17 protein-coding genes are annotated in these 12,361 nt (G+C 37.6%); 4 read left to right on the top strand and 13 right to left on the bottom strand.

Features of this window, described 5'->3' with window-relative positions:
* Window positions 1-203 precede the first annotated feature (203 nt).
* From V7124_RS08710 to V7124_RS08695, 4 genes are all read right to left on the bottom strand, one after another.
* On the bottom strand, window positions 204-368 hold the full coding sequence (locus V7124_RS08710) for an aspartyl-phosphate phosphatase Spo0E family protein (protein ID WP_335412758.1): 165 nt from the start codon (window positions 366-368) through the stop codon (window positions 204-206).
* 144 nt (window positions 369-512) lie between these two features.
* Window positions 513-908, bottom strand: a complete 396-nt coding sequence (locus V7124_RS08705) for a YugN-like family protein (protein WP_335488120.1) — start codon at window positions 906-908, stop codon at window positions 513-515.
* 95 nt (window positions 909-1,003) lie between these two features.
* Window positions 1,004-2,350, bottom strand: coding sequence for a glucose-6-phosphate isomerase (locus V7124_RS08700; protein ID WP_335488118.1), 1,347 nt, complete (start codon window positions 2,348-2,350; stop codon window positions 1,004-1,006).
* A 169-nt stretch (window positions 2,351-2,519) separates the two neighbouring features.
* On the bottom strand, window positions 2,520-3,683 hold the full coding sequence (locus tag V7124_RS08695) for an iron-containing alcohol dehydrogenase (protein WP_335488115.1): 1,164 nt from the start codon (window positions 3,681-3,683) through the stop codon (window positions 2,520-2,522).
* A 131-nt stretch (window positions 3,684-3,814) separates the two neighbouring features.
* Between V7124_RS08695 and V7124_RS08690 the strand changes: the two genes are divergently transcribed.
* Window positions 3,815-4,042: a DUF378 domain-containing protein gene (locus tag V7124_RS08690; RefSeq protein ID WP_335488113.1), complete on the top strand. Its 228-nt coding sequence runs from the start codon at window positions 3,815-3,817 to the stop codon at window positions 4,040-4,042.
* A gap of 34 nt (window positions 4,043-4,076) precedes the next feature.
* Here V7124_RS08690 and V7124_RS08685 read toward each other — a convergent pair whose 3' ends face one another.
* Both V7124_RS08685 and yugI read right to left on the bottom strand, forming a co-directional pair.
* Window positions 4,077-5,360 (bottom strand): Glu/Leu/Phe/Val family dehydrogenase, encoded by a 1,284-nt coding sequence (locus V7124_RS08685; RefSeq protein ID WP_335488111.1) that lies wholly within the window; start codon window positions 5,358-5,360, stop codon window positions 4,077-4,079.
* A gap of 85 nt (window positions 5,361-5,445) precedes the next feature.
* A complete protein-coding gene (gene yugI / locus V7124_RS08680; protein WP_335412770.1) occupies window positions 5,446-5,850 on the bottom strand; it encodes a S1 domain-containing post-transcriptional regulator GSP13 in 405 nt (134 codons plus the stop codon).
* A gap of 204 nt (window positions 5,851-6,054) precedes the next feature.
* Here yugI and V7124_RS08675 point away from each other — a divergent pair, with 204 nt between their 5' ends.
* Both V7124_RS08675 and V7124_RS08670 read left to right on the top strand, forming a co-directional pair.
* The gene (locus V7124_RS08675) at window positions 6,055-6,270 is read left to right on the top strand and encodes a helix-turn-helix domain-containing protein (RefSeq protein ID WP_335412772.1); all 216 of its coding nucleotides are present in this window, start codon (window positions 6,055-6,057) and stop codon (window positions 6,268-6,270) included.
* Window positions 6,271-6,470: 200 nt separating this feature from the next.
* Window positions 6,471-7,295 (top strand): alpha/beta fold hydrolase, encoded by an 825-nt coding sequence (locus V7124_RS08670; protein WP_335488107.1) that lies wholly within the window; start codon window positions 6,471-6,473, stop codon window positions 7,293-7,295.
* Window positions 7,296-7,342: 47 nt separating this feature from the next.
* Here the strand turns inward: V7124_RS08670 and V7124_RS08665 are convergent, their stop codons facing one another.
* The 6 genes from V7124_RS08665 to V7124_RS08640 form a co-directional block, all read right to left on the bottom strand.
* Window positions 7,343-7,606, bottom strand: coding sequence for a DUF1871 family protein (locus V7124_RS08665; protein WP_335488104.1), 264 nt, complete (start codon window positions 7,604-7,606; stop codon window positions 7,343-7,345).
* A 13-nt stretch (window positions 7,607-7,619) separates the two neighbouring features.
* Complete coding sequence (locus V7124_RS08660; protein ID WP_335412777.1) at window positions 7,620-7,997, bottom strand: PH domain-containing protein; 378 nt, start codon at window positions 7,995-7,997, stop codon at window positions 7,620-7,622.
* A 75-nt stretch (window positions 7,998-8,072) separates the two neighbouring features.
* Window positions 8,073-9,260, bottom strand: coding sequence for an alanyl-tRNA editing protein (locus tag V7124_RS08655; protein ID WP_335488101.1), 1,188 nt, complete (start codon window positions 9,258-9,260; stop codon window positions 8,073-8,075).
* A 90-nt stretch (window positions 9,261-9,350) separates the two neighbouring features.
* Window positions 9,351-9,869, bottom strand: a complete 519-nt coding sequence (locus tag V7124_RS08650; protein WP_335412780.1) for a superoxide dismutase family protein — start codon at window positions 9,867-9,869, stop codon at window positions 9,351-9,353.
* Between the two features lie 73 nt (window positions 9,870-9,942).
* Window positions 9,943-10,158 carry a hypothetical protein gene (locus V7124_RS08645; RefSeq protein WP_335488098.1) on the bottom strand — a complete coding sequence of 72 codons (216 nt, stop codon included), beginning with the start codon at window positions 10,156-10,158 and terminating at the stop codon, window positions 9,943-9,945.
* 97 nt (window positions 10,159-10,255) lie between these two features.
* Window positions 10,256-10,987 (bottom strand): peptidylprolyl isomerase, encoded by a 732-nt coding sequence (locus V7124_RS08640; RefSeq protein ID WP_335488095.1) that lies wholly within the window; start codon window positions 10,985-10,987, stop codon window positions 10,256-10,258.
* Between the two features lie 102 nt (window positions 10,988-11,089).
* Here V7124_RS08640 and V7124_RS08635 point away from each other — a divergent pair, with 102 nt between their 5' ends.
* Complete coding sequence (locus tag V7124_RS08635) at window positions 11,090-11,470, top strand: kinase-associated lipoprotein B (RefSeq protein WP_335488092.1); 381 nt, start codon at window positions 11,090-11,092, stop codon at window positions 11,468-11,470.
* 228 nt (window positions 11,471-11,698) lie between these two features.
* Here the strand turns inward: V7124_RS08635 and kapD are convergent, their stop codons facing one another.
* Window positions 11,699-12,319, bottom strand: coding sequence for a 3'-5' exonuclease KapD (gene kapD / locus V7124_RS08630; RefSeq protein WP_335488089.1), 621 nt, complete (start codon window positions 12,317-12,319; stop codon window positions 11,699-11,701).
* Window positions 12,320-12,361 lie beyond the last annotated feature (42 nt).

The raw sequence follows: 12,361 nt of genomic DNA, 5'->3' as shown, positions 1-12,361 counted from the left end.
AGGCGCTACGCTTTCCGCGGGCGGTCCGGGGAGCCTCCTCGGCGCTGAAGCGCCTGCGGGGTCTCCCCTGCCCCGTCCTCCCGCAGGAGTCGAGCGCCTTCCGCTCAAATCAACAGGTTATTAAATCAACAGTTCATTTAAACACTGCCAATTATAAAAAAACAACCTTCCGCTTTGACGGAAGGTTGTTTAGTATTATTATATTAGTGTTTTATTTGTTGATTATCGTATACGTTTAATAGTAGATCGAGCCTTTGGCTGCATTGAACTACATTTGGGTTTGAATATCCATATTGCTTTGCTAGATCAATCATTTCAATTCTCGTTTTTTCAATATCAGATAACAAATAATTCATGCTTGTTTCCATGGCCAAACCTCTTTTCTCGTTTATAACTTATTTATATTATTAACCTTAATTTAAGTAATTTTTCACTTTAAAGCAAGTAGACTGGTTCAAAAAAGATTGTATCTTTCGTGAACATTATCCTAGTAAAATATACTCATTTTTTTATTATGAACTAAAAAGAGATTCTAGCTCTTTAACAAGGGTCTTCCCTGTCTCAATAAATTGTTCAGGAAAACTTGCATCCTTATCAACTGGCTCTGAGAACTGGTTAAAGGTGCCACCTTCTCCGATATGGTCATCAAGTCCTATTTGGTATTTATGGGATAATAAAAATGGACGTCCGAGTTCGACCGTGCAATTACGTGCATCAAGCTGACCATCTACTGCTGAAAACGGCAGCCTTAGAAATTGATAACCGACTTCATCATTTATTTTGTAGTCAAAGGCACCATGGTCATAATCCCAGTTACCTCCGATAGAATAACCGATTGGCTTTAATGTTTGTTCTAGCTTATAGAGATCAAATTGCTTACCTTCTACACTTGATGGTATTTCAATCAATTTTTTTGCCCCCTTATTGTCTATAATGATTAGTTTTCCCAAAATTAATAAAAAATAGAGTACTGATTTTCTCAGTACTCTACTTTTATTTGATATTAAAGTCTTTTTTCAAGCTCTGCTTTCTTTTCTTCGAAGCCTGGCTTACCTAGTAAGGCAAACATGTTTACTTTATAAGCCTCAACACCAGGCTGATCGAATGGATTTACGCCTAGTAAGTACCCGCTCATTGCACAAGCCTTTTCAAAGAAATACACAAGATATCCAAATGTGTATTCATCAAGTGCAGGTATCGAAACGATTAAGTTCGGTACTCCGCCATCTGTGTGTGCAAGCATTGTTCCTTGGAAAGCTTTATTATTTACAAAATCAACCGTTTGTCCGGCAAGATAATTTAACCCGTCTAAGTCACTTTCTGCACTTTCAATAATCAATTCATGGCGAGGATTTTCAACCTTAATGACCGTTTCAAAGATATCCCGGCGACCTTCTTGAACATATTGTCCAAGAGAATGGAGATCAGTTGAGAAGTTGGCAGAAGAAGGATAAATTCCTTTTTGGTCTTTGCCTTCACTTTCTCCAAATAACTGCTTCCACCACTCAGAAAAATATTGAAGTCCTGGTTCATAATTGATCAGCATTTCAATTGTTTTGCCTTTATTATAAAGAGCATTTCTTACTGCAGCGTATTGATAAGCAGGATTTTCTTCAAGCTCTGAATGGCTGTAGTCTTCCTGCGCCTTTGCAGCACCTTGCATCATCTTATCAATATCAGCACCACTGACTGCGATAGGTAGTAAGCCAACAGCTGTTAATACGGAATACCTGCCGCCAATATCATCGGCAATAACAAATGATTCATAGCCTTCTTCATTGGCTAATGTTTTTAAAGCACCTCTAGCTTTATCTGTTGTAGCATAAATTCTCTTGCGCGCTTCTTCCGCCCCGTATTTTTCCTCAAGCAACTTACGGAAGATTCTAAATGCAATCGCTGGTTCTGTTGTTGTTCCTGACTTTGAAATAACATTGACTGAAAAGTCTTTTCCATCAAGTAAATCCATTACATCTCTCATGTAGCTAGAACTGATGTTGTTGCCTACAAATATAATTTGTGGGGTTTTCCGCTTTTCTTTTGGAAGAGCATTATAAAAGCTATGCTGTAACATTTCAATTGCAGCTCTTGCTCCTAAATAAGAGCCGCCAATCCCAATCACTAGCAGCACATCGGAATCTGATTTAATTTTTTCAGCCGCTTGCTTGATTCTTGAGAACTCTTCCTTATCGTAGTTAGTAGGAAGGTCAATCCACCCCAAAAAGTCGCTTCCTGCTCCAGTTTGCTCGTGCAGGGAATGGTGTGCTACCTTAACGGCATCACGTAAGTATGTAATTTCATGTTCTGCAAAGAAAGTTAACGCTTTTGAGTAATCAAAACGTATGTGTGTCATGAATGTGTATCCTCCATTATTTTATATTCATTACTCACTTTATCGAATGCTGGACAGATTATCAAGAAAGGTCCCTTCTTGTAAGCGTACCCAATTTCGCCAATTTTCTACAATGTATATATTTCGTCGAAAATAGCGAGCATTGATCAAAATGCTCGCCTTTTAAAATTTAGAGTGATTCCCGATATATAGCCAAAACATCTTCTCTATTTAATTTAGTAAAGTTACCAAATTCACCATATATCATTGCTTTATCTGCCATTAGCTCAAGTTTGCTGTCGTCAATTTGATAGTCTGCTAAACGCGCTGGTGCTCCAATACGATCCCAATACTCACGTAATTTTTGAATACCTTCAAGTCCTGTCTCCTCAGCACTTTTTCCATCAGGGTTCACACCAAACACTCTTACTGCAAGCTGTTTAAATCGTTCTGGTTTTACATTAAGGTTATGTTTCATCCAGTTCGGAAATAAAATCGCTAAACCACCGCCATGAGGAATATCATATACAGCTGATACCGCATGTTCAAGATTATGTGTAGCCCAATCTCCCCGATACCCCATATTTAGGATCCCGTTTAGTGCCATGGTACCATTGTAAAGAATGGTTGCACGATGTTCATAGCTTTCAAGGTCTGCAAGCAATTTAGGCGCGGTCTCCATCACTGTGAGAAGTAAAGATTCACACATTCGATCTTGAAATAATGTATTTTCCTCCAAGTGAAAATAATGCTCTAACACATGAGACATCATGTCGACAATTCCATATATCGTTTGGTCCCTTGGAACAGAAAAAGTATGTACAGGGTCTAAAATAGAAAATTTCGGAAAGGTCAATGGACTACCCCATCCATATTTTTCATTTGTTTCCCAATTGGTAATAACAGATCCTGAATTCATTTCTGAACCAGTTGCCGCTAACGTTAATACCGTTCCAAATGGTAATGCCTCTACTACAGTAGCTTTTTTTACGACTAAGTCCCATGGATCTCCAGCATATTTAGCACCAGCTGCAATCAACTTTGTACAATCGATAACACTGCCGCCGCCGACAGCTAACAGGAAGTCAATCCCTTCCGTTTTACAAATTTCCACCCCTTTACGGGCAGTTGAAATTCGAGGATTCGGTTCAACTCCAGCTAATTCGTACACTTGTGCATTAATTTCTTTTAATAAGCCCATAACCTTGTCATAAAGACCATTTCGTTTAATACTTCCTCCACCATAAACAACCAACACTTTTTTCCCATAGCGAGGAATTTCGTTTTTTAATTGCTCAAGCTGATCTTTTCCAAAAATTAATTTTGTCGGATTCCAAAACGTAAAATTCTGCATGAAATGCACCAACCTTCCCACCTATCATTATTATTGAAAAATAAATATTTTGCAAAGGATACATTGATGTATATTTGCACCTGATTATCAGCAATATAGTAATGTAATAATATTGATAGGAGGAATCTTACTTGAGTACTATTCAAAGAATTGCTCTAATTCTTACCATCATTGGTGCCATCAATTGGGGATTAATTGGATTTTTTGGATTTAATTTAGTTGATGCCATTTTTGGTGTTAATTCTGCACTTTCAAGAATTATTTATGGCTTAGTTGGAATTGCAGGACTGATCAATCTTGGACTACTCTTCAAGCCTAACGAGGCGCATGTAAGAGAGCCAGAAACCAATAGGGGTTAACAAAAAATCCTTGCAATCCATTTGCAAGGATTTTTTATATCCATCCCCTATACTCAGATGCTTCTACCATTTTTCTTACACCAACCATATAGGCGGCTGTGCGCAAATTTACATTGCTGATTTTTGAGAGCTCATAAATTTGGTGAAACGCCTTAACCATCTTTTTTCGTAACTTTTCTTTGACTTCCTTTTCGTCCCAATAATACCCTTGTGTATTCTGAACCCATTCGAAATAAGAGACCGTCACTCCACCCGAACCTGCCAACACATCGGGAACAAGTAAAATACCACGTTCAGACAGAATCCTTGTACCCTCTATCGTTGTGGGACCATTTGCAGCCTCCACTACAATTCTCGCCTTTATATTTTGAGCATTTTTGGCTGAAATTTGATTTGAAACCGCTGCTGGGACAAGAATATCACATTCCTGTTCAAGCAATTCCTCATTGGTAATCGTTCCTTCAAAAAGAGTAGTGACGGTACCAAAGCTGTCGCGGCGACTAAGTAAATATTCAATATTTAAACCATCTGGATCATAAAGAGCACCATATACATCAGATATACCGACGATTATTGCTCCTGATTGAAGCATAAATTTTGCAATGTAGCTACCGGCATTACCGAAACCTTGTACAATGACTCGGGCCCCTTTAAGAGGAATTCCTTTTATTTTTGCCGCTTCTTTGATACAAATCGCCGCTCCCAGTGCCCCTGCTTCCTCCCTGCCTTCCGACCCCCCAAGGACGAGCGGCTTCCCAGTAATAAAACCGGGAGAGTCAAATTTACGGAGGCGACTGTATTCATCAAACATCCAGGCCATAATTTGGGAATTTGTGTACATATCTGGTGCCGGGATATCTTTAGTCGGACCCACTATTTGGCTAATGGCACGAACATACCCGCGGCTTAGACGTTCAAGTTCACCAAATGAAAGAGTTCGGGGGTTACAAATAATACCGCCCTTTCCCCCGCCAAAAGGTAAATCAGCAATCCCGCATTTCATGCTCATCCACATGGCTAACGCCTTCACTTCATCTTCATTTACCTTAGGATGAAAGCGAATACCTCCAATGGTCGGTCCAACTGAATCATTATGTTGTGCCCTAAAGCCACTAAAAACTTTAACAGAACCATCATCCATTCGGACTGGAATCCTGACCTGAAGTACCCTTAGTGGTTCCTTCAATAATTCAAATGCATCCCTATTTAACCCCAATTTTGTTAATGCATCATGAATAACAATCTGTGTTGATGTCAACAGATTTAAAGTCTCATTATCGTTTTCACCCACACGATTTGTTATTTCATTTTTCCTCATTTTGGCACCTCAGCTTTTTAATTTAGCTCTTTAAAAAAACCTAGTTTCAGCTATCAAATAGCGTGATACTAGGTTTTCTCTTTTACTATTTCTTAATCAGATCTTCGCGTTGAGATTGATCAATCCATTCCTGTAACTTATCTTTCAATGTGTTAAATCCTTGTTGACCATCAGCCTCAGGGATAATAGCAGCTGCTTGACGCTTACGAGGTTTCTTTGGTTTTGCCACTGCCTGTTGAACAGGTGCTTCTTCCGTTGCACGAATGGACAAACCAATTTTTCCAGCATTTTCATCAACTGATAATACTTTTACCTGAACTTCATCTCCGACTTTAAGATGATCATTAATATCTTTTACATAACCATGTGTGATTTCTGAAATATGAACAAGACCCTGTGTATTTTCATCTAATGCTATGAACGCTCCATAAGGTTGAATTCCAGTTACTTTACCTGCTAAAACACTTCCAGTTTCGATCTTTTCTGACATGAAAACACTCCTAAGAATTAATTATTTTTATCTTCTATATACGCAATAAACAATTATAACACATTGTGGCCAATTAATCAAAAAAGCTTTTCCTAATGTAAAAATGGGAAACGTTAACATAATGTTCAAATGGGTTTTTCCAAAAAAAAGAATTTTATGGTAAAGTAAAGATGAGATAATGTCTTTATAGGAGAGGTGATCAGTGTGAATCCAATTGGCCGTACGATCAAAAATTATCGAGAACATTTAAAAATGACAAAAGAGGACCTGGCACAAAAAATAAGAGTGGGAACGCATACGATTGAGAAATATGAATCTGGAGAACAAATCCCGAGCAGCCAAACTCTTTTGAAATTGTCTACCGTTCTTGATATCCCTGCTTCTGAATTAAAATTAAATCAACCTGACCAACACGTTTAATTTTGTAATGACTGTATAAATGATTATAAAAAGGGCATTATTAACCTATAAGCTTTCTAGTATTCCCCCCCTTTTTTGAAGTGGACATCCTCAAATGGTATGTCCCTTTTTTTTTTGAAAAAGTGAATAGTAAGTGTGAAAAGTGAGGCTACTGGAGATATTATTATCACTACATACTAACAGAAAGTGGGGTAAACGACGTGGAAGAAAAAGTCTTTTATCGTTATGAGCAAGTGAATAATATAGATATTTACTATGAATTCTATCCAAACCCTGATTCCCAAAAGACTCTCGTACTGCTTCATGGATTTCTTTCCTCCACTTTTAGCTATCGCAGGTTAATACCTTATTTAAACAAAGAGTTTCAAGTCCTATCCATTGATCTCCCTCCCTTTGGAAAAAGTGGAAAAAATAATAAATTTGTTTATTCATATAGTAATCTTGCACAAACGGTTATTCGGCTCATTTCTTCACTCGGTTTAAAAGATATTACTCTAGTCGGTCATTCAATGGGCGGCCAAATTGTTCTAAATATCCTAAATCAACAACCTGATATAGCTGAGAAAGCCGTCCTGCTTTGCAGTTCATCTTACTCGAAACGATCCAAATTGCCCTTAATTATTGGGAGTTATATTCCCTATTTTCATCTATACGTTAAATTTTGGCTTGCTCGATCAGGTGTAGTGCAAAATCTTCAGAATGTTGTCCATGACCATTCATTAATAAGTGATGAAATGCTTTTTGGCTATTTACAACCTTTTTTAAAGGATGAAATCTTTACGGCCTTAACAAGAATGATTCGTGACCGTGAAGGAGATCTCTCAGCTGGTGCACTCAACCAAATTGCTCAGCCTTGTTTATTAATTTGGGGGGAGTATGACAAGGTTGTCCCACTAACAGTCGGTGAGCGCTTAAAAAATGATTTAAGAAGATCTGAACTTGTTATTTTAAAGGAAACTGGTCATTTAGTTCCTGAAGAGCGTCCCGAGGATGTTTTCCATCATATTAAACAATTCTTAGCATGAAAAAAAGACAGCTTGGCTCAAAGTTAACTTTAAGCTCGGCTGTCGTTTTAAATAGTACAGGAGTCATTATCCTTAATGACTAGCAGTTGCTTCGCCACCTGCAAGCAATTGTCAATAGGTATGGTCTTTTCAAAGGAAAATTCATAGATACTCTGAATTCTTTCTGCTAAATCATCCATGTGATCTAATTCATGTATCGCTTGAATCGTATCCGCTATTTCTGTGTCATAATTACCATTCACTAAATGGAAAGGATCCCATTCATTTAATATATCCACATAGTGAAGATTCGTTATCATTTCACTTTCCATTATAATTTCTCCCCTACTTAAGTACATATTCTGCAAGTACAGTTTGAAGTTCATAAATATTTAAGTTCTTGTTGAATTGTTTTTGTAGTGGAAGTGCATTACCTGAAATCCAGATTTTTAACTCAGCATCCAAATCAAAGCTTCCTGCCGTTTCGATACTAAAATGGGTAATACTTTTATACGGAATCGAATGGTACTCCACTTTCTTTCCTGTTAGCCCCTGTTTGTCGACAAGAATTAATCGTTTATTTGTAAAAATAAATAAATCCCGAATTAATTTATAGGCTTTTTCAATTCTTTCACCCACAGCAAGGATTCTAGCGAATTCTCTTTGTGCTTCAGCAGGGGTCACCTCTGAAGCATTTCCCATCATACCATCAAAAAATCCCATTATTCCCTCACCTTTCCTACCTTTTTCTTAATTTATATTATACTACCTTTGCTTCTAATTATTTTTATTTATACATTAAATTGAATCCAATAAGTGCTGCAGCATTTCGTCTGCAGATATAAGCGCTTCGCCACCACCCTGCGCAAAAGAATCACTGCCTCCACCCTTACCTTTTATCATTAATAGTGCATTTCCAATGACTTTTTTCATACTTATTGCTTCTGCTGAATCCCTTGCACAAACTAACTGCAGCATGTTCTCATTTTGAGAAACAAATAATACAATAGCATTTTCATCTTCTGTTAAAATAATTCTAGCCAATTTTTGTAGTTCTTGGATCGTTCTGTTTTGAAACACTTCACCGACAATGCTTTTTTCCTGAGAATGTTCAAGTAAGCTCCTAGCTTCAAAATAGAGTACTTTCTCTAGTGTTTGCTCTAGTTCTTTCTCAATGTTTTTACCATTTTCTAAAAGTCGAATTACGCTTTTAGGCATATCCTTTTCAGGTGAATTAAGAAGTTTCGTTAATTCAATTAGTACCTTATTTTTTTGATTTAGCTGCTTAATCACTCGATTTCCACACACAAATTGCACTCTGGTCTTTTTCTTTTGCTTTTCCCATTCCAATATTTTGATTGCTTGTACTTCCCCAGTGGCTTTCGGATGTGTTCCACCGCAGCCGTTATAATCAAAGTCTGGAATGATAACGAGCCTTATATTGTCTTTTACTTTTGTTGCTTTTCTTAATGGGTACCGAGATAACTCCTCCTCCGTTACCCATTTAGCATCTATGATTCGATTCTCTAAAATGATTTCATTTGCCAATTGTTCAGCTTTTTCAACCTCTATTTCTGATAGGTGCTCTGTTTCTAAATCGATGGTTAGAATTTCATTTCCTAAATGAAACCCCACCGTCTTATATTCAAATAAGTTTTCAAATGCAGCAGATAATATATGCTGTCCTGCGTGCTGTTGCATATGATCAAACCTTCTATCCCAATCGATAACACCATTTACTGAAACAGACATATGATCGAATTCACTTTCGAGATAATGACGGATTTTCCCCTCAACTTCCTCAACATTTATTACTTTCATGTTTTCAATTGTACCTACATCGTGAGGCTGCCCTCCACCTGTGGGGTAAAATGCTGTTTGATCCAGTACGATATAATTATTTCCACTCTCATCCTTTCCTTTTGTAAGGATTTGAGCTGTGAATGATTTTATGTAAGGGTCTTGATAAAAAATTTTATTTTCCATCTTGTATACTCCTAGTTTGTTATTATTTCAATAAGAAAGCCTATTACTTCAATTATGAAGAAACAGGCTTGTTAAGTCTAATTATTCCTACTATTTTTTATTCTTGGAAATTTTACCACAGGCAATCCTGCCGTTAGCATCTCCTTCAGGCTGTGACATCCCATCATCTTTTCCGTCATGGATGATAATGGAAGTACCTTCCTTCGTAAGCAATGATGCTTTCCCCTCTTTTAATGTTACCTTAGGGGCCATAAGCTCCGCCTTTACAGACTCATCTTCTTCAACAATTAAATTTGGAAGGTCACCTGCGTGCGCTCCCTTCGGATGTAGGAGGCCATGCTTTTTTTTATCTGGGTTCAAATCTTTTCCTGCTGCTTTGAAGTCTGGAGCCTTGCAAATACCCTTATCATGAATATGAACCGCATGCTCACCAGGAGGAAGCCCCTTCAAATCAAAGTTCATTTTTACTCCACTGGACATTTCTTGTATTGTAACTTTTCCAATGGAATCCCCTTTATCATTAATCATTTCTACATCAAGCTTCGTTATATCCTTTTCCAAACAACCCGTGAGCAGGATAAGTGGGATGAGTATCCAAGCACGCTTCATATGTATCCCCCAAAATAGACATTTTGTCTTAGTATCGACCTCTTTAAGAATTTTATGTAAAAAAAAGAAACAGTTAATGTTCACTGTTTCCTTGAGTACGCTGCCCTGATATTAGCTTTTCTTCAAGTTCTTTTGCTTTTTGAGCTTCTCGCTTTGAGACCTTGATAATCAATCGCATGGTTAGAAAGGCACCGATCATAAAGATAATAAAAGTAATTGCTGCTGGACCGTATTCAGATTTATCTTCAGGAAAGTATAAAAATAAGGATAATACAAATGGCTGATACATCTTTGTCTCCCTTTCTTAAAGGCATGTCACTGATAATTAATTATAGCAACAAAAAGGGTACACTGCCATTATTTGAATTGTATCCAAGGTTGTTTGATTACTTTAGTACCTTGATATCATTAATAACAATATCTTTTACTGGCTTGTCCTTTGCGTCTACAGGTGTCTCAGCCATTTGATCAACAATATCCAAACCCTCAATTACCTGTCCGAAAACCGTATGACGGTGATCAAGCCAAGGCGTACCTCCTTGTTCTTCATAAGCTTCAATAATTTCTTTTGGAAATCCAGCCTTCTCCATTTCCGATTTCATTGATGGGTCAACTGATGTTTTTTGCACAATAAAAAACTGGCTGCCATTTGTATTTGCTCCTGAATTAGCCATTGATAAGGCCCCGCGTAAATTGTAAAGATTGTCGGAGAATTCATCCTCAAATGGCTTCCCATAAATACTTTCTCCACCGGTTCCGTCCCCATTTGGGTCCCCGCCTTGAATCATGAAGTCATTGATAACCCGGTGGAAAATCAGTCCATCATAGTAACCTTCTTCGCTATGCTTAATAAAATTTTCTACTGCTTTTGGAGCATATTCCGGAAAAAGCTTAATTTTAATATTTCCCATTGATGTTTCTATTTCAACTAGCTTCTCATTTTCAGAAACTTCATTTGTAAGTTGAGGATAAACTAGGTTTGCCACTTGGTCGCTCCCTTCCTTTTTCTCCGTTTTTGGAGCAGGAGTTGCCTCCTCTTTCTCCTTGCTTGTCCCGCAGCCAGCTAAGACAAGAACTCCGATAAACAAAACGAACAATAATAGCATATTCTTTCTCATATATAATCCCTCCATTTTATTTAATTTAACCCAATTTTTTGTTTTTTGCACCTTGTTTTCTATATAATAAAGATAGCATAGAAGAGTGAAGGAGGGAACATGATGTCAGAATTGCAGATTGGTGAGATTGTCACCGGAATTTATAAAACAGGAAAGTATATTGGAGAAGTAACCGAAGTGCGTCCGCAGCATTATTTAGTCAGAGTGTTAGCTGTTGTCAAACATCCAATGCAAGGTGATTTACATAATCCAAAAGAAGCAGATGTGATGATTTTCCATGAAAGAAAAGCCCTATCCTATAGGGAGCAATCCAATATTCCCAAGCAAATGGTAAAGCCTTATAAAGATGAAGTGCCCGACTATCTCGTTTCATTAAAACAAGCTGTGGATAAACTGAAAAATGAACTAAACGAAACAGCAACCCCTTGGGCAGAAATGAGTTTAAAAAGCATTGCATCTTTGGAAAGGGATTACTTTAAATAAGTTGTGGTAAAATTTTTATAACCTGTTGATTCGAGCGGAAGGCGCTCGACTCCTGCGGGAGGCTCCCCGGACCGCCCGCGGAAAGCGTAGCGCCTCGTGACAGGCAAAGAACGCCTGTCCCTGCGATGATTATTCAATGAAACTTTCCTTAGTGGAGCTCAAATCAACAGTCAAATTTAACACTTATATAAAAATTAAAGGCCAAATCAGTTTGAATGATTTGGCCTTTTATGCGAACTCATTTAATAGTTTTGAAAAATCAATACGGTCACCAATTGTAGTAGGTTTTGGTTTTTCTAAATAACGTTTATCCTTTTCAACAAGTCGGAATATGTTGTAAGTAGTAAGCGCATCATCCAGTGCCCTATGATGCCTTCCAGTACCCTCTTTCCCATATTCTTGTACGGCTTTCCATAATCCTGTTTGATTTTGATCCCCAAAAAAACGCTTGTATTCCATTGATAAGTCTAGCTCAGCGGCTTTAAATGGAAATGCCACACCTGCTTCTAAACAATTATGCCGAAGAACCTTCATATCCATATTTCCCCAAGTGACGATGGTAGTTTCATATTGGTTATTGAATTCTCCCAACTTTCGGATGAGCTCAAAAAATGAAATGCCCTGGTCCACCTGCTGCTGTGAAATATGTAAGAATGATTTACAGCGTTCAGAAAGAATAGGAAACTTTAGTGGTGTCACATAGGATGAGAATTGATCTGTTATTTGATCATCAACAACCGCAACGAGTCCAACCTCAATAATCTCCGCGAAAAAGTCTTTCATTCGGACATTTCGTTCAGGCATTGTAAATTCAAAATCAATAAAGATAGTTTGTCTCTTTTCCTTCATTTCTTCACCACCTTTTAAAACCAGTTTCTTACTACCATTATA

The organism is Neobacillus niacini (assembly GCF_036961885.1).
In the GTDB taxonomy this organism is placed as follows: Bacteria; Bacillota; Bacilli; order Bacillales; family Cytobacillaceae; genus Neobacillus; species Neobacillus niacini_H.
Note: the sequence above shows the minus strand (reverse complement) of the source record. Positions and strands in the feature narration are given on the sequence as shown.